We start from the raw sequence: 16,535 nt of genomic DNA on the forward strand, positions 1-16,535 counted from the left end.
CTACGACCCGTGATTTAATGTTTTAATTAATAATTGCGCCATTGTATCTTTTTGTTTTTCTAACTTTAGTGTTTCAGAAGAATAGTAATTATTTGCTTCTTCTTGATTCATAATCGTACTGCCATTTGGAATGTTAGAGCCAGGAGGTAGAACTACATTATTACCAATGATTGTTTTTAACCCCAAGTATGTATGAGAACCAATATCACAATTATCGCCAATAACTACACCATGGTTAATTGCGCATGTTGGTTTAATTATTGAAGATGTACCCATTCTTACCCTAATTCCTAAAGCCGTTCCAACACCAACCTCACTCTTAGCCGCTATTTTGCACCCTGGGGCCACCATTGCCAAATGACCAATCATAGCTGAATTACCCGTTGTAATTCCGTCAACTAAAATTGTTCCATCATTAAGACAAATATTAGAGCCAATCGTGGCACGATTAGACAAATAAGTTTTTGGAGAAAATTTTAATAGAGGTAAATCTCTAATCCACGTGTCTGGATAAATAGTTATATCCATCGATCCTTTATATCCAAACAATCTAAATACAATTTTTTTTAAAATAGGAATCGAAATAACAACTGAATAGATAGGTTTAAAATAAAATAACTGAGTCCAGCAAATACCATATATTCTTCTTTTGAAGTAAACAGGATGATCTAAATCTCTAGGAAACTTGCCTCTTTTAATCCCAGATTTACCGATTAAGCTCACCACTCCAGCGATGATCGTAGAGGTAAAAACAAATAATAATAAACCTAATGCTATCAAACTTAAATTGACTATCTTTGAACTACTATCCACTAGTAAGTATGGGGTGGATGATATTACAAATGAACCTAGCCATATAACTGTAATGATTGAGGCAGGAATAATATTATTCATATTAACCCACTTTCTCTAAATTATATTTTCTTACTGTATTCGTATCATTTGTAAATTCATGTAATAGTTTTTCTATATCAACTCTGTCTGCTAACATTCTATTTTTATCTGAAGTAACACAATGAATACCTGATTGTTTTAAAATTAACTGTACCCAAGGAGACAATGTTAAAATTGCATCCTGATAACTGCACCCATTAATCTCCAATTGCTCTCCAACTGACAAATCTTTTTGAGGCTTATTTGATTGACTCAGCAATGCTCTCAATAACTGAGAAACTCCCACAAATACGCTGCACCCTGAATCGAATTTAGTTAATACAATTGCAGCAGCTGTCAGGATCAATGCATCTTCTTTGAAGTTTTCAGATTTATTTTGCAATACGAGAATCCATTCTTCATTATTACTCTGCTCAACCAATAAATGAAATATCTCAGAAATTTTATAAATAATTTCTATATCAACATTTTTTATGGCCATGAACACATAGGGCTTTGTATTTTGGATTAATTGATCATGATTTAATCCTTTTAAATCACCTTCTGATTCTTCGTCTTTTTTAAGTTCTCTTATATTATTCAGCTTTAGCATATCAACCTTTATATACATTCCAATACATCTAATTATCGGCTTGGAACGCTTAAAACATTAAAAAAACCATTAACTTACACCATTAAGTCTTGTTAATAAAATTTATTTAACAATTAATTTAATTAACAATTAAATTCTTAAAGTTTAGATAATTCTAATAATTGAGATTAAATTCACATTTAAAATCGATATAGGGCCATTTAATGAATTATTTACGGCTAGACTCTTGCTTTATCTACCTCTGTCCAGGAGGTAGAATGCACACGACACCAGAAACAATTATACAACAAATTTCTCTTTTTCTAGAGAAAAATAAAAAATTAGAGACCCAATATTTCTTGATTAAAAACCTAGAATACAAACTTGTAGAAAGCATATTAAATAAAGAGCACCAAGAGATTGGAGAGATAATACTGATCTATAAATTAAAAACTCAAGCAGCTTTAGAAACCTGCTTGAGGCTGTCTATGTCTTCAGGCTTAACTCTATCACTTGGTATTAAATAGAGTTCTGCCATATTGCTCTGACCTAAAAATTTATGACTTCCCAAAGCGATAATATTCTCTGGTTTTTGGTTCAAGCCATGTAGGAAATCTTTTGTCATGATAATATTTGTGCCAGGTAACGTGTGGACAAATTTTTCTATTCTGTGCAGTAAATCGATATCAGATGAAGTTGTATCAAATGATTTTTGAATGATATTTCCCTTAGGAGTATTCAATTGAACAGTATGTATATCCACGACACTGTCTTTGGCTGTGTGCAATGCAATGCCACACTCTACGCTTATGTTATTCACTGAACAGAGACTTCTTAAAGCAACTCTGAACTCACGTGCTACCGCTAAGGCTGCCTCACGGGGATTTTGTGAGTCTTCGAATAGTCCGAAATGACCGTAGGCTGAATCTCCCGTGTGAGACTCTCTCCATCCGCCATGCTTAATGATCAACTCAGAGAACAATCTAATAATTTCTCCCCTGAGTGATTTTTCTTTAACTTTAATTTCGTGAATCGCACTGCTATTGATAATGTCAAAAGTAATTCCTACGATGTCTTTCTTCATAGGAAATTTAATTTTGTTATCGTTGATTGCCCAAAGCACAAAAGGCGGAACCCAACACTCAAGTTCTTGTCTCATTTTTATTTCATTCTTATTGGCTTTTTCAAGGTCTACGGTCATCTGAAGGAGCTCGTTGTTGCGAGTTTTAAGCTCTTCTTCTCTTTTCTTAACTTCTTCTTGTAGCCTAATTCTTTCAGTGTCCGTTTTGTAAAACTCTATGCCTCTTGCTAAACTTTTTTCAAGATCGTCGTAGTCCCAAGGCTTTCTGATATAGTCGAAAACCTTTGCTCTTCTTACCGACTCCACAACCAGATTTTCATCTGAATAGCCTGTCACAATCATTCTTACAGCGTTCGGATGAAGCTTCATTGATAGTTCTAAAAATTCTACACCAGAAATATTTGGCATTCTTTGATCAGAAACAATAATCCAAGGAGTTTTTTTGTCCATTTCCTTTAGAGCTTGCATTGGATTGTCAAAAGTAAGCACCTCCCACTCATCTCCGAGTGCGGCCTCAAATACTGTCAAATTATGTGGTTCGTCATCCACATAAAAAATGAGCGGCTTCATGCGACTTTATCCTTTGCTCCAGCTATATCACTTATCGGTAATCTTATCGTAAACTTGGTTCCTTCATTAATTACAGAACTAACGTCTATAGCTCCAGAGTGTTTTTTAATTTCATTCAAGACTATGTGCAAGCCTAGTCCAGTCCCTTTTCCCACAGGCTTAGTCGTAAAAAATGGATCAAAGATCTTACTTTGAATATTTTCAGGAATTCCGTGTCCTGTATCACTCACCTCTACCACAACAAATTTATCCACTTCTTGAGCTTTAATATCGAGCGTACCACCATCAGGCATTGCATCTATAGAGTTAGAGATTAAGTTCATCAGCACTTGATTCAGGCCAACCACACTACCGTATACTTTTAAATTATTAGGAATGTCTAAATTGACTTTGATTTTATTTGAAATTTTATTTTTTTGAATCGTAAGTACGGAGTTTATAATTTCATCTATATTTAAGTCATTGAATTGAGCTTGGTTTAATCCTGTATAATTTCTTAGACTCTTGATAATATCTATTGTTAAACCTAGACCTTCTTTCATAACTTTCATTAATTTTTCAGTCTTATTTTTAGAAGATTCATCTGTAATATTTTTCTCAATAATTCTTTCTAGAGGAACCAGTGCTCCATTGACATAATTCACAGAATTGTTAATCTCATGAGCAATACCTGCCGCCAAAGTACCCAGGGAAGCCAGCTTAGCTGTTTGAACCAATTCGGCTTGAGTTGTTTTGAGTTCTAGCATGGTCTTTTCTAAATCAACGGTTTTATTTTTTAATTCAATCGTTTTTCTATTAACCTCTAGCTCTAGATTTTCTCTGAGATAATCTCTTTCTTGGTAAGTCTGATTAATCTCGGTTTGAAGTGATCTCGTGAAGAAGAACACCGTACCTAGAACACCGTATCCAAGAACCATTCCGTAATTATGCAAACCCATTGTATAGCACACATCTAAAGTAGTGGCTCCCGCAAAAGATGATAAGGCCGCCAAATCAAGGGCCTTAGCCTTCCAAGAGGAATGAATATTAAATCTAAACTCCGAATAAAACGCTATCCATGTGGATAAAACACCAGGAGCAAAAATAATATTCAGAAATACTTGAATCGTATCTCCGCTAGATAAGAATGGTATTACCAAAGTTCCAGGAATAGTTAAAAAACAAAATACATAGAATATCTTTTTTGCTAGTAGCCCTCTAACTTTTAGAAAGCTCACAAATGAAAATGTGGCAACTCCCAAACTGAATGCAGCTATTTTATCTACCAATAGCAAATCAAGTTTTATACCAACCAATCCCAATACACTAGATAGAAAAAATGCACTCATAGAAACAGAGAACAATCCTAGATAAACAGACTGCATATATAGAGATTGAGTTTTAATTCCAAAAAACAATACCAAGGCGAATACAAATAAAGCACCATAAATAGCTAAATGCTTAATCTCAATTCTATTAATCACTTCAGAATACTTTGATATATAGGGATAAGAATTAACTTTTGCAAAAAATTTGAAAGGAGAAATCACTATCCAACTTATCTTCTCACCTCGAATAGATTCGCATGGCAGGACCGGAGATCCATAAATTGATCTTATGTAGTTTTGTCCCTCATCTCCGTAAGAATATATTAATGATCCATCAATAGAAACTTTCTGGAATGAATGCATCACATTGGGAAAAACTAATTTTTGTCCTTCCCTACAATTTAAATCACTAATATTTGCTTGGAATTCTGCTTGATAATTATTTTTTGAATTCTTAGACCAGTCGCTAGTAATTGTCCACACATTCGAAGCGAAGGCTTGATTGGTGAAAATTAGAATTAGTAGGTAAAAAAAAACCTAAAACCCAATCGGTTCATTATGCTGACTCTTTCAGAGCTATTTCTTTTGGCGCTAGTCCAACTTTTTCCATAGCTCTTTTTATAACTAGCAATGCATAATCCAAATCACTCAATGAATGCTGGGCAGATACGGTAAACCTAAATCTACAGGTATTTTTACTTACTGCTGGATAAACCACTGGAATAGTATATATGCCAGAGTCATAAAGGATTTTATACATCTTACCTAATTTTTCTTCGTCTCCAATAACAACTGGAACAATTGCAGTTTTATGATCTTTTGGAATATCGAATCCCATTTTTCTAAGACCCGATGTAAAGAACTCAATATTCGATCTTAGTTTACCTAATAACTGTGGTTCGCTTTGAAATAATTCTAATGATTTATTAGTAGCAGCCACTGTTGATGGTGGTAATGCCACACTAAAGAATACAGATCTTGCGGAAACGTTTAACCAATCGATAAGCTCTTTTGAACCACAGGCAAATCCACCTATAGTTCCGCAGATTTTAGAGAAAGTTCCCATAGTAAGATCAATTCCCCCAAGGAGATTTGATTCTTCCGAAAGACCTAATCCGTTTTTACCAAGCACTCCGAATGAATGCGCTTCATCGATCATTACTCGTGCATCATATTTTTTAGCTAAACTTACAATATCATTAAGTGGAGCGGCATCACCGTCCATTGAAAACACGCCTTCAGCAACGATCAAACAACCATTCGACTCGTATCGTGTTCTAGATAAAACTTTCTCTAGATGATCCATATCATTATGCTTAAAAAATCTTTTTACACCTTGAGATAATTGCATACCATCGTAAATTGAAGCATGTGATAAGATATCAGCAATAACTAAATCATTTGGCCCCACTAAACTACTTATCAATCCTATATTCGCAGCATATCCAGAATTAAATAATGTAGTCGCTTCTGTTCTAAACATTCTTGATAAAGTTTCTTGCAGTCTTTCATGCTCTTCAGTTTGACCGCATGTGATTGGTGATCCTGTAGCTCCGAAGCCATATTTATCCAAAGCTATTTTTGTAGCCTCAACGACTTCAGGACGTGCAGATAAGCCTAGATAATCGTTTGACGACATAACTATGAAATCATTACGACCATCTGATCTTTTTTTAGTCAATGTAACTCGAATACCTTTACTTGGCTCTCGTGGAATCCAATATCCCCAACGTACAGATTTTTGTAATGAGTTGTGATAGAAGTGATATTTTTTTGCTTTGTTAAATATATCGACTGATCCATCATCTTTACCAAGGAAGTCAGCCAATGATGAGTTGTCTGAGCTATATTCTAGTTCAGACTTTGCCATGTTTCCTTCGAGATTCATTTTAAAGCATTTGCTTAATGGACCTTCAATCGGCGCATGACTATCAATAAACATAATTCCTAGAGTAACTTTACTTTCTGACTTATGAACGAATTTTACAACAGATCTACCAAACGCCCATTCATTCGCTTCCCAGACAAGCTTTCCTTCAGATAGAACTTGATCTTTTAAAACTGGTAACTCTTCTGAGGCAACTTGCAATTCAAAAGAAAGTCCGGTCGATGAAACTTCTCTCACCTTACCTAGAATTCTTTCTCCGGAAAGAGAAGTTAAATGAATATTCAACTCTTGTTTATCTTTTATTTGGTATCGAGTTCTTCTGAGTACTTTTTTTGCCATAATTTATACCTTTTCCATAAGCTTATCATCGGCTTATACACTGCTTACTTAAGCCCGAATACTCGACCTCCGTAGCGAAAATAATTTAAATAGTAAGAAATTTTTAAATAGCGATGAAAGTCGATAAGCCTAAAGTTCTGAAGTTATAAAAACCTGGACCTTCTTCTCTATGCTAGTAATATATAAAATATGAACAAATTTTATTTATCTTTTTGCCTTATAGGAATCGTAGTATTTTTATTTTGGGGATATGTTACTCCAATTACTTGCCCTGGAATTTTAATTGATTCTTTTAGTCATCGTCTGATTGTCTCATCGCCATTTATAACTTTAGTTTTTTGTTATTTAATTTTTAGAAATTTAAACATCGAACTGATTGCTTATTTTGGAATTCTCTTGGTAACAGCAGATTATAGTTATTTAGTCGCAGTAAATAAAAATATGGTTCATAGCACCGGACTCTATGTAGTACTAACAGCTTGCCTTGCGGTCATTAACAAGCGCTGGTTTTTGTGGCTCTACTCTATATCGTTTTCTCTCTATTGTATTTATTGGATTTTAGTATCGGATGTATTTGTAGAGAGAGCTCATTGGGGAAATATGCTGACTTTAATTTTGTTAGCGGCATTTTTCGGGATTTGGAGAATTCGAGGCTTAGAGCAACTGCAATCAGAATATAAGCAAAACTTAGACAAATCAAAACAACTTGAAGAATTAAATAATATTGCCACACAGGCTGCCCACGATATCCGCTCTCCAGTTATGGCATTAGAAAACTTCATTAGCTCATTTGATGATATTGATTCTAAGAAGCTAAAAATAGTGTCTGACTCAGCAAAAAGAATCAACGGAATCGCTGATTTCTTAATGAATGAATACAGAAAAACATTCACAAACCAAATAGAAGTTAGCGAAAGCAAAAATGCTTTTGATGAACAAACAATCAGTGAATTGGTTGAGTCCTTAAAAGAAGAAAAGATACTTCTTCAATCAAATTTTAGAAAATATACAATTTTAATTCATGGGAACATAGAATATAAAATTAAGGATCCTAAACTACAGTTTGAATTAAAACGTGTTTTATCGAATATAATAAATAATTCTATCGAAGCTTTTGAGGATTCTAGTGGAGTTATAGATTTAATGTTAAGTGAAAATCAAAATTCTTTTTCTATACAAATTAAAGACAACGGAAAAGGTATCCCGAAAGACATTATCGAAAAATTATTTGAGCGTGGAGTTAGCTTTCGTAAAGCGACAGGAACCGGACTGGGGCTTGCCCATGCAAAAGAAATTATAGAAAAATTCAATGGCAGGATCGAACTGTCGTCAAAAGTTAATCTCGGCACATTGGTTCATGTTTCCATTTCAAAATTCTAATTGAATTAAAAATTTAATTTTAATTTCTTATTAATTAATTTTTGTATATTGGGCTTTAGATGAGAAATCATTTGCTTGAGTTTTTTCTTATCTATAGCGTCCCAATTGAGCTCTGGAAATTTTGAGAAGCGATTCCCCTTCCTTGTGGAAATATATAGAGTATCTATTAAAGATTTTTCGGCTGTTGCCATATTGTATACAAGTTTTCCCTCGTGCACATTAACTCCATTTTGCATAAGACTCGGCTGTATATGAAATAATTCAAATTCACCTAATTTATTAAAAAGCTTACGGCCATGCCCCGTCGTAGCAATTTGTATAACCTTTGGGATTTGAGAAATGACGTCATGACGGTGGAGAGCCGTCAAAAAAGATACATAACCTTGCTCATTCCCTAAAATATATGGAACCGCTCCATATGGAGAATAAAACGGGTGATTCATTTGCGCCCAGATTCCTCTAGTTACGCTTTGAATTGAATTCGAACCATCCAATTTTTTAAGCTGCCTCGAAGCCGTAGCAATTGGGATACCAAGAGAAAGAGCATACTGCCTGGTCGTAAAAAAAATATTTTTATTAAAAAAATCAATCTGATTCATCTAAATAACCTATAACCGTATTGCAAATATCATCCCAGGCCTTTTTATTACCTAACTGATTTTTTGTTTCTTCCTCCAAATACTCAATAACCTGTCCCTTGTAATCGGAGTAGTCTAACATAAGTAGAGATGATAGTGCTTTCTCCCGCTCCTCCATAGTCGTATTCCTAGTGATAGCATCTTTATTTAGATTTCCACTTAAGTAAAAAACATATAGATCAAATACATCTCGCGATTGAACTTCACTGCGACCGCCTAATGCGTGGATTTTTTGTGCAACAGCCGTTGCAGCACCATAATGACGAGTCTGAAAACTGAGTTTTTTGTATGGAAAAATGATTTCTGGGTTGATAGCTTCTGTAAGAATATCAAGGTTAGAATTTTTATTTCTACGAGAAAACTCAACCTTTGTTGGGAATTCTTCACCGCTATTATTGACTAAACGAAATCGAAATCTTTGAGTCGTTTCAGTATGCTTTGCTTTCAAAGGATCATTTATTTTTAAATCGGTAATTCCGTAAGTTTGAAGATTCCTGATTAATGATGGATCTTGTAGGATCTTATAACCGTTCTTCTTAAGCGTAGCGACACTTCCACCAAAAACATCTATATCCATGTCTTCGGAATACCTAGGACTCCGAAAGAAGAAACGCAAATTTACCCCACCCTTAAGGACGTACATATTGGGGTCCGATATTTTCATCAGTCTTTCTAAAAAGAGCAAATGAAATACTTCTCTTTGTTGTTTGTCCGTGTAAACAGTCATATTTACATTATGTATTTGAATTGATTAAAATGTCAATTCAAATACATAATGAATTATAGTTAAAAAGACGAAAATAGATTAAAGTCTTTTCTCCGTAGTTTCCTTCTTCTGGTTCAAGCGTTTGAGCTTAACAGCGTGGACGAGGATATCTACCAAAGTTCCAATCATCAGGATCAGGTAACCTTTTTCAGAGAAGCTGTGAAATTGTGGGCCTGTGAAGTATAAGAATTTAATCTCACTAAAATCTTTTTCCCAGAACGCAATTCTTGCGACTAGCATTGGGATGGAAAAGACAAAGATATGAATATGTACAGCCCAATAAACAAACGATGCGTAGGCATCAGGCCATTTTCTTGTAACCCTTAAAATTATAAAACCGGTGATCACAAAAGTGGATGCAGCAATCACTGCCGCTAATTTTTTGGGCTCGATGAATTTAAAATAAGTGATAACCAAGGGAACCGTGAGGATCTCAATGGCAAAAATTATTAGAAGATCTTTGATGGTAGCTTTTGTAACCGTCATTCTTTTGGTATTAAATCACGGCATTTAAGGGCATTTCAATGTAAAAAGCGATCTATTCCAGACTTCTTTACGATCCATGGCAGAGGCGCCCGGAAGACTTGTGAGCGTTTTTTCTCTAAACGCTTCCCACTCTTCATTAGAAAAGCTTTCTTTGGCTAGAGATTGCAGTTCACAGAATACATTGACGTGAACGCTATCTAGCCATCCCATTTTGTCCAGATAACTTTGTGGAGCAGTTTTTCCCCAAGCCAGTTCAAAGATAAATCCTAAAGATTGCCAAATAGCACTTGAGATTTCAGCCTTAGACAAAACTTGGGATCTGCAATCATAGGAGACCGTTTGAATGTCTTTTGTTAAAAATCTTAAGCCCTCAAAAAACTGAAAACAAGAACCCGGAAGATTACGATCCCTACAAGTCCTCGTACTGGATTGCAATACCGTCTCATCCATAAATTTTTTCGCAGGGTCTTTATACAAAAATGGAGTTTGTGCTTTTTGAAATATTTCAAACTGAGAGTCACATTTTGTGTGAGGAGGATTCATGAAAAAAATAAACAAGAGTCCTAAAGCCAATGCTCCTCCAACCAAAACAGTTCGGGGCAATGAGTTTAGAAAATTATCCATTAAAAAACTTTTCTTCCGCAGTTCGATGTGACTTGGAATGGATTCTCAGGCTTCTTCCCGTCTTCCTGAATCCATACGGCGCGATCGGTTTTGCAAAAAAATACTTTGTAGGAGGCTTTGATTTCGTAACTCTGATAAAGCATTACGATCTGTTTAAACGCATGCTGCAAGTACCTTACTCTATCCTCACCCGATGTCATCTGAGCGCTCGTAAGCTCCTTATTCACGGCATTTAGGATTTTAGAAACATGCTGACCCTGTTGGCCCTTAACTTTTTTTACAGTGGATTTAATATTATTTCTTAAGAGGTTAATCTGAGACGTGACCATCGGTTCTTTGCGACCGAACATATACTTATGGAGCTTTTCAGATTGCTGAATGATTGCAAGAAGCTCTTTGGTCGTGATGTCATCTAGCTCGATTCTTTTCTTGCCCGTTGAGGCATCCAGAACGAAACAAAACATCACCAATAAAATACAACTTACAACTTTTCTCATGTAGCTCAATTCTACCGAATATATCGTGGATGTTGAAGTAGATTTCGACGCAGATCTGTGGAAAAGGTGCGGCTCACCTTTTTGCTGACCTTTTTCAAATAAAAAAGGCTAGGTTTCCCTAGCCTTTTATCAAGACGTTTTGTCTTTAGATTCTAAATTAGAATCTGAAAGTCGCGCCTAAAGAAGCTTGAGTGATGTCTTCTGGGCTTGTACCGAATGCATCACCAGCTTGGAAGAAACCAAGTCTTGCGTTTAATTCAGCACCGTTTGAAAGCATTTTAGTTGCCCAAACGTCGATTTCAGAACCTACGTCGTCATCAGTTCCAGCTGTGCCTGCAATTGCAGTCAAGTTGCCAGTACCAGATGTAGCAGAGTAGTTATAAACTGAATCATCTTTTTCAGTTTTTGTGAACATGTAGTAGTCTAATCCTACTTTTGTCATTTCCATTGGCTCAAGAGCTACACCAACTTTAATGTAAGTTGAGTTACCCCATCCGATGATGTCCATTAAACCTGCGTTAGCATGTCTTTCGTAGAAGAATGCATCGTAAGTTTCGTTCTTTGTAGCAGTTGCAGATGAACCTGAATCCATGTGATAAAGAGCAGAAATTCTCATGTTCATTACGTCTGGCATAGAGAATCCAACTTCAGCATCTAACATAGAAGCTTCGTGATCAGCAGTTCCGCCAACAGATGTTTCACCATCATACATAGCGTATGAAAGTCTATAATCAACAGCTGAAGAATCACCTTTTACAGTTAATCCAAGTCTTAACTTCTCATCAAAACCTAAAGTACCGCCAACACCAGTAGCTTTAGATTGTAAAGCATGGATGTTAACCATTTTTAACCACTCTGGAAGATTCTTAACATCTACTGATAAACCGTAGAAGTTAATATCAGCAGTGTTACCACCAACTGTAGCTCCAGATTCGTCATTCATACCTTTTACACCAAAAAGACCAATGTTAGCCCATTCAGTAAAGTAAGCGCCATATGCACCTTCGAAAGACCATGGAGTTTGTTCCCAGTCGTTTTTTGCAATTACTGAACCGTCAGCTAAATCAAGTGCTCCGCGACCAATTTTAAGTGCGAAGTTGTCCATTGCTTTCCAGAAAGCAAAAGCTTCATATACGTAGATTTCTGAATCAGAACCATTTGAGATAAGTTCACCTGAAGTATTTCCAGCACCAGCATTACCCCAAGTAGAAGCATTCAAAAGTGTCACAGTAGCTGTAAGGTCTTCACCTTTAGTCATTGTTGCACCGATTTTAGTTCTTTGTTGAGTTTCGTTGTCATTAGCTGACTTATCGAACCCTTCGTTCTCAGTGTTCGTAAATCTGAAACGCATTTCTGCATTCCATTTCATATCCGCACCTTCTTGAGCAACAGCGTTTGAAATAAGCGCTAAGCTCGCGAATGCAAATAATAATTTTTTCATTCTTGTCTCCTTGTTGTTTTCTTTTCGTGCTGGTTCTGGATTTAGTCCAAAGGCCTAACACAAATCGTTGTTTACACTTAAAAAGTAAATCTTATGCGTACGATAAAATGTTATTAGCGCCCCATTATTTTGCAATAGAAATTTAACAATATAGCCTAGACGCGTTAGGCCTAAAGATTAGGCATTTGACATACTTAGCGCACATCTAGTAGGTTCGGAGTTTCATTTTGAGCACAGTCGGGAAGTAGCGCAGTCTGGTAGCGCATCTGGTTTGGGACCAGAGGGTCGCAGGTTCGAATCCTGTCTTCCCGACCAATTTTTCAGAATGAAAATTCAAAAAAGTCATTAGTCCAGAGTGTATCTTTCACGCATCAATTCCAAAGACCAAATTTTGGCTGGTTCTCGCGGCAGATTAAACCTTGGTCCTATTTCAGAAGACAGTGGCTACAGCTTATATGACAACATCTTCCTGCTCTTTGAATCCAAATAATACTGCAAAAGGCATTCATTCGAACTTTGTTCTAAAGACAAATGGTTGTTTGAAATTCTTTAAGTTTTTTAAAATTTCATCCCGTGTTTTACGAAATGCCTGAAGCTTTTCGATATCAGTATCGCCAATTGATGCTGGATCAGGCATTCCCCAATGAAGCTTTTGAGCTTTTTGAGATCCTAAAGTCGGACAAATTTCTTCCGCACACAATGTAATTACATAATCTAAACTTACAAAAAATTTTGGTGATAATGAATCCCAAAACTTTGATCTGTTACCTGAAATATCAATTCCTATTTCTTTCATTGCCTGAATAGCAAATGGATTAACTTTACCTGATGGTTCAGATCCAGCGCTTTCCACTTCTACTTTACTTCCAAAAAGATGTTTTGCTAAACCCTCAGCCATTTGGCTTCGTGCTGAATTGGCTACACATAAAAAAAGTATTTTCATCCTACAACCTCACTCTTAAAATATTTTTCTTTAATCCAAAGTGATACGCTGACAAGAGCAAGCAATACAGGGACTTCAACAAGTGGCCCAATAACCGCAGCAAAGGCTGCCCCGTGATGAATTCCGAATGTAGCGATTGCTACTGCAATAGCCAATTCAAAATTATTACTAGCGGCCGTAAATGATAGTGTAACGGACTTTGAATAATCAGCTCCAACTGCCTTGCTCATCAAAAAAGAAACTAGGAACATAATCACAAAGTAAATTACTAGCGGAATTGCAATTCTTAAAACATCAAATGGCAATTGAACAATTTGATCTCCTTTTAAGGAAAACATAATCACAATAGTAAAAAGTAATGCGTAGAGAGTCACAGGACTAATCTTAGGGATGAATTGAGCTTGATACCAACTGTCGCCTTTAATTTTTCTTAAAAAATGTCTAGTTAGAAAGCCTGCCGCAAATGGAATTCCTAAATAAATAAATACAGCTTGTGCCACATCCCAAATGGAAAAACTCACAACGACTCCTTGAGCATCAAAATAACCAGGAAGTAAAGTCATAAAAAGCCAAGCATAAAATGGAAAAAATAGAATCTGAAAAATAGAATTGAAGGCAATCAGGCCCGCACAATATTCGCTATTTCCTTCCGCTAACTCATTCCATATAAGAACCATAGCAATACATCTTGAAAGACCAATTAATATAAGTCCCATCATATAATCTGGGTAACCTTTTAGGAAAATTATCGCTAAGGAAAATATCAAAATTGGGCCCACGATCCAATTCTGGACAAGCGACAATACTAGAATTTTGGGTTGCTTGAATATTTTAGGTAGCTCTTCGTATTTCACCTTTGCTAGTGGCGGATACATCATAAGAATCAATCCCATAGCGATCGGTATTGATGTAGAGCCTATACTGAGGCTATCCAATACAAGTGGCGCCCCAGGTACAAGAACGCCTACCAACACACCCAGAACCATCGCCGAGAGTATCCAAAAGGATAAGTATCGATCTAGAAATGATAATTTTTTAGTCATTGAAACACTCACGCATAAATCCTTGATTATCGTAATATTACGATATACGATAATTGAATGGCCTTATCAAGAAAAGAAGAATTTCCAGACAAAGACATTTTACTCGCCGATTGGTGCAAAGCGCTGTCTCATCCTGCTAGAATAGCAATACTCAGAACTTTGGCTCGCCGAGGTGAATGTATTTGTGGAGATTTAGTTTTAGATCTTCCACTTGCGCAATCAACAGTCAGTCAGCACTTAAAAGCCCTCAAAGAAGTAGGACTCATTAAAGGTGAAATTGATGGACCAAGGTCAAAATACTGTATTGATAAAAAGAATTTCGAGCGATTTATGAAATCATTCGAAATTTTTGGCGATAAGATGTATGAAAACTTGAACGATGAAGATTGTAATTAATAAACAATATTTATAAATTTTTTATTTGATCAAATAAAATAAATAAGGCCACAACAAAAAGAAAAATGCCAAAAATTTTCTTTAGAATTTTCTCAGATGTTTTTTGAGAAAAATAAGACCCTATAAAAAAACCAACCAAAGATATCATAAGAAGACTAATAAGAAGGTTCCAGTCAGGAATAAATCCTTTATGTAAAGCCGCCAAAAAAGCAATTCCAGAATTTAGTGTTATAATCGCAAGAGAGGTTCCTACTGCTATAGACATAGGTAATCCAACTAGCCCCACCAGCGCTGGGATAATCAGAAAGCCCCCTCCAGCTCCAATAAATCCTGTAACAAATCCTACAAAGAACCCTTGAAGTACCAATTTCAAATAAAATGAAATATCCTTTTTTAAGCTTTGTATTTCAGCTTTTTTTCCAAGAACCATCGCTAAAGATGAGTAGAGCATCAAAATAGAGAAAACAAGCATAATGAGAATTGATTTTGTTACCTCCAAATTGTTAATAGAAAAAATATGATCAGGTAGCGACGGTAAAAATATGTACTTTGTAAAGGACACACCCACAAAGCCTGGGACTGCAAAAAGAAATGCTACCTTGATGTCTAGTTTATTCTTGAACTTTGCATTTGCTGCACCAAAAAAAGCTGTCATTCCAACAATAAAAAGTGAGTTCACCGTTGCAATTTTTGGATCTACATGAAAAAAATAAACAAGAATTGGGACTGTGAGAATTGCTCCGCCAGCTCCCAAAAGTCCAAGAGTTAGTCCCATCAATATTGATGCCAGATAACCTAGGATTTCCACTATCATCCCCTACTTTTTAAATTTGACTTTCTTATCTACCAGCTGAAAAAGAACCATTCCTGCCAACATACTTAAAACAAAAATTAATGGCCGCATCTCTAAACTCGCAATCGAAGTTATTGCCGGACCCGGGCAAAATCCCGCCAATCCCCAGCCCGCACCAAATAACAAGGAACCTATGATAAGAGATGGAGTAACATCTTTTTTATTCGGTACATGCCACTCCGCTGACAGTATGGGTGAATTCTTTTTTCTAATAATTTTATACATAACAAAGTGAACGCCAATTGCTCCAACCATTACAAACATCAAGGATGGATCCCAATTTCCAAAAAGATCTAAAAATCCTACAACTTTTTGAGGCTCTGTCATTCCTGAAAAACCAAGTCCTAATGCAAATAAAAAACCTACTACAAATGCGAGTAATGAATTTTTCATGGCAAAACCCCTAAAGATCTAAAAAATATAACTGAGAGAATCCCGGCTAAAATAAAGGCGACTGTGGCAATTACAGATCGAATAGAAAGCCTGCTCATTCCGCAAACTCCGTGTCCACTTGTACACCCACTTCCCAATAAAGTCCCAAATCCAACCAAAATTCCTGCTAACACAAGAGTCCAGCTCTCCGTTGCAATTTGTCCTGAAAAAACTTGGGGACTCAAATTTTTTAGAAAAAAACCACCAAACACTAATCCCAAAACAAAAAGAACTCTCCACTGAACATCGCCTTTCGTAGGAGATAATATTCCTCCAATAATTCCACTTACACCCGTTACTCTTCCGTTAAATAGAAGCATCACTGAAACCGCTAAGCCAATAACAGCTCCACCTATGAGTGCATTTATCCATTCTTGTGGCATTTC

18 protein-coding genes and 1 tRNA gene are annotated in these 16,535 nt (G+C 35.9%); 3 read left to right on the top strand and 16 right to left on the bottom strand.

The features are described from left to right. From V4596_06780 to V4596_06800, 5 genes are all read right to left on the bottom strand, one after another. On the bottom strand, positions 1-894 hold the full coding sequence (locus V4596_06780) for a hypothetical protein (protein MES2768836.1): 894 nt from the start codon (positions 892-894) through the stop codon (positions 1-3). Between the two features lies 1 nt (position 895). Then, positions 896-1,486 carry a hypothetical protein gene (locus tag V4596_06785; protein MES2768837.1) on the bottom strand — a complete coding sequence of 197 codons (591 nt, stop codon included), beginning with the start codon at positions 1,484-1,486 and terminating at the stop codon, positions 896-898. A 433-nt stretch (positions 1,487-1,919) separates the two neighbouring features. Beyond that, positions 1,920-3,116, bottom strand: a complete 1,197-nt coding sequence (locus V4596_06790; GenBank protein MES2768838.1) for a response regulator — start codon at positions 3,114-3,116, stop codon at positions 1,920-1,922. Beyond that, a complete protein-coding gene (locus tag V4596_06795) occupies positions 3,113-4,906 on the bottom strand; it encodes an ATP-binding protein (GenBank protein ID MES2768839.1) in 1,794 nt (597 codons plus the stop codon). Before V4596_06795 ends, V4596_06790 begins: the two co-directional genes overlap by 4 nt. A gap of 73 nt (positions 4,907-4,979) precedes the next feature. Further along, positions 4,980-6,650, bottom strand: a complete 1,671-nt coding sequence (locus V4596_06800) for an aminotransferase class I/II-fold pyridoxal phosphate-dependent enzyme (protein MES2768840.1) — start codon at positions 6,648-6,650, stop codon at positions 4,980-4,982. Between the two features lie 189 nt (positions 6,651-6,839). On the opposite strand from V4596_06800, the gene V4596_06805 reads away from it, so the two are divergent. Then, positions 6,840-8,030 (top strand): HAMP domain-containing sensor histidine kinase, encoded by a 1,191-nt coding sequence (locus V4596_06805; protein ID MES2768841.1) that lies wholly within the window; start codon positions 6,840-6,842, stop codon positions 8,028-8,030. A 5-nt stretch (positions 8,031-8,035) separates the two neighbouring features. Here the strand turns inward: V4596_06805 and V4596_06810 are convergent, their stop codons facing one another. The 6 genes from V4596_06810 to V4596_06835 form a co-directional block, all read right to left on the bottom strand. Then, entirely contained in the window at positions 8,036-8,629 is a 594-nt protein-coding gene (locus V4596_06810; GenBank protein ID MES2768842.1) for a hypothetical protein, read from the bottom strand. Then, entirely contained in the window at positions 8,616-9,395 is a 780-nt protein-coding gene (locus tag V4596_06815; protein ID MES2768843.1) for a nucleotidyl transferase AbiEii/AbiGii toxin family protein, read from the bottom strand. The genes V4596_06810 and V4596_06815 overlap by 14 nt, the downstream gene beginning before the upstream one ends. Before the next feature lie 78 nt (positions 9,396-9,473). Continuing rightward, the gene (locus V4596_06820; GenBank protein MES2768844.1) at positions 9,474-9,920 is read right to left on the bottom strand and encodes a hypothetical protein; all 447 of its coding nucleotides are present in this window, start codon (positions 9,918-9,920) and stop codon (positions 9,474-9,476) included. Between the two features lie 24 nt (positions 9,921-9,944). Further along, entirely contained in the window at positions 9,945-10,544 is a 600-nt protein-coding gene (locus tag V4596_06825; GenBank protein MES2768845.1) for a hypothetical protein, read from the bottom strand. Next, the gene (locus V4596_06830; GenBank protein MES2768846.1) at positions 10,544-11,041 is read right to left on the bottom strand and encodes a hypothetical protein; all 498 of its coding nucleotides are present in this window, start codon (positions 11,039-11,041) and stop codon (positions 10,544-10,546) included. Before V4596_06830 ends, V4596_06825 begins: the two co-directional genes overlap by 1 nt. Positions 11,042-11,198: 157 nt before the next feature. Then, positions 11,199-12,482 carry an alginate export family protein gene (locus tag V4596_06835; protein ID MES2768847.1) on the bottom strand — a complete coding sequence of 428 codons (1,284 nt, stop codon included), beginning with the start codon at positions 12,480-12,482 and terminating at the stop codon, positions 11,199-11,201. 238 nt (positions 12,483-12,720) lie between these two features. On the opposite strand from V4596_06835, the gene V4596_06840 reads away from it, so the two are divergent. Beyond that, positions 12,721-12,797 (top strand) — tRNA-Pro (locus tag V4596_06840). A gap of 190 nt (positions 12,798-12,987) precedes the next feature. Here V4596_06840 and V4596_06845 read toward each other — a convergent pair. Both V4596_06845 and arsB read right to left on the bottom strand, forming a co-directional pair. Further along, entirely contained in the window at positions 12,988-13,425 is a 438-nt protein-coding gene (locus V4596_06845; GenBank protein ID MES2768848.1) for an arsenate reductase ArsC, read from the bottom strand. Then, entirely contained in the window at positions 13,422-14,468 is a 1,047-nt protein-coding gene (gene arsB, locus V4596_06850; protein ID MES2768849.1) for an ACR3 family arsenite efflux transporter, read from the bottom strand. Before arsB ends, V4596_06845 begins: the two co-directional genes overlap by 4 nt. 57 nt (positions 14,469-14,525) lie before the next feature. On the opposite strand from arsB, the gene V4596_06855 reads away from it, so the two are divergent. Next, positions 14,526-14,864: a metalloregulator ArsR/SmtB family transcription factor gene (locus V4596_06855; protein ID MES2768850.1), complete on the top strand. Its 339-nt coding sequence runs from the start codon at positions 14,526-14,528 to the stop codon at positions 14,862-14,864. A 10-nt stretch (positions 14,865-14,874) separates the two neighbouring features. Here V4596_06855 and V4596_06860 read toward each other — a convergent pair whose 3' ends face one another. Genes V4596_06860 through V4596_06870 form a run of 3 tightly spaced genes read right to left on the bottom strand, consistent with a single transcriptional unit; the run spans position 14,875 to position 16,532 of the window. Beyond that, a complete protein-coding gene (locus V4596_06860; protein MES2768851.1) occupies positions 14,875-15,678 on the bottom strand; it encodes a sulfite exporter TauE/SafE family protein in 804 nt (267 codons plus the stop codon). Positions 15,679-15,681: 3 nt separating this feature from the next. Further along, a complete protein-coding gene (locus V4596_06865; GenBank protein MES2768852.1) occupies positions 15,682-16,110 on the bottom strand; it encodes a DUF6691 family protein in 429 nt (142 codons plus the stop codon). Beyond that, the gene (locus V4596_06870; GenBank protein ID MES2768853.1) at positions 16,107-16,532 is read right to left on the bottom strand and encodes a YeeE/YedE thiosulfate transporter family protein; all 426 of its coding nucleotides are present in this window, start codon (positions 16,530-16,532) and stop codon (positions 16,107-16,109) included. Before V4596_06870 ends, V4596_06865 begins: the two co-directional genes overlap by 4 nt. Positions 16,533-16,535: the final 3 nt, after the last annotated feature.

This window comes from Bdellovibrionota bacterium (assembly GCA_040386775.1).
GTDB lineage: Bacteria > Bdellovibrionota > Bdellovibrionia > Bdellovibrionales > JAEYZS01 > JAEYZS01.

What these genes read in the sequence shown, in the direction of transcription:
- V4596_06805 (MES2768841.1), top strand. Translation starts at nt 6,840, where the DNA reads ATGAACAAATTTTATTTATCTTTTTGCCTTATAGGAATCGTAGTATTT.
- V4596_06810 (MES2768842.1), bottom strand. Translation starts at nt 8,629, where the DNA reads ATGAATCAGATTGATTTTTTTAATAAAAATATTTTTTTTACGACCAGG.
- V4596_06835 (MES2768847.1), bottom strand. Translation starts at nt 12,482, where the DNA reads ATGAAAAAATTATTATTTGCATTCGCGAGCTTAGCGCTTATTTCAAAC.
- V4596_06800 (MES2768840.1), bottom strand. Translation starts at nt 6,650, where the DNA reads ATGGCAAAAAAAGTACTCAGAAGAACTCGATACCAAATAAAAGATAAA.
- V4596_06860 (MES2768851.1), bottom strand. Translation starts at nt 15,678, where the DNA reads ATGATAGTGGAAATCCTAGGTTATCTGGCATCAATATTGATGGGACTA.
- V4596_06845 (MES2768848.1), bottom strand. Translation starts at nt 13,425, where the DNA reads ATGAAAATACTTTTTTTATGTGTAGCCAATTCAGCACGAAGCCAAATG.
- V4596_06825 (MES2768845.1), bottom strand. Translation starts at nt 10,544, where the DNA reads ATGGATAATTTTCTAAACTCATTGCCCCGAACTGTTTTGGTTGGAGGA.
- V4596_06830 (MES2768846.1), bottom strand. Translation starts at nt 11,041, where the DNA reads ATGAGAAAAGTTGTAAGTTGTATTTTATTGGTGATGTTTTGTTTCGTT.
- V4596_06790 (MES2768838.1), bottom strand. Translation starts at nt 3,116, where the DNA reads ATGAAGCCGCTCATTTTTTATGTGGATGACGAACCACATAATTTGACA.
- V4596_06870 (MES2768853.1), bottom strand. Translation starts at nt 16,532, where the DNA reads ATGCCACAAGAATGGATAAATGCACTCATAGGTGGAGCTGTTATTGGC.
- V4596_06785 (MES2768837.1), bottom strand. Translation starts at nt 1,486, where the DNA reads ATGCTAAAGCTGAATAATATAAGAGAACTTAAAAAAGACGAAGAATCA.
- V4596_06865 (MES2768852.1), bottom strand. Translation starts at nt 16,110, where the DNA reads ATGAAAAATTCATTACTCGCATTTGTAGTAGGTTTTTTATTTGCATTA.
- arsB (MES2768849.1), bottom strand. Translation starts at nt 14,468, where the DNA reads ATGACTAAAAAATTATCATTTCTAGATCGATACTTATCCTTTTGGATA.
- V4596_06855 (MES2768850.1), top strand. Translation starts at nt 14,526, where the DNA reads ATGGCCTTATCAAGAAAAGAAGAATTTCCAGACAAAGACATTTTACTC.
- V4596_06820 (MES2768844.1), bottom strand. Translation starts at nt 9,920, where the DNA reads ATGACGGTTACAAAAGCTACCATCAAAGATCTTCTAATAATTTTTGCC.
- V4596_06815 (MES2768843.1), bottom strand. Translation starts at nt 9,395, where the DNA reads ATGACTGTTTACACGGACAAACAACAAAGAGAAGTATTTCATTTGCTC.
- V4596_06780 (MES2768836.1), bottom strand. Translation starts at nt 894, where the DNA reads ATGAATAATATTATTCCTGCCTCAATCATTACAGTTATATGGCTAGGT.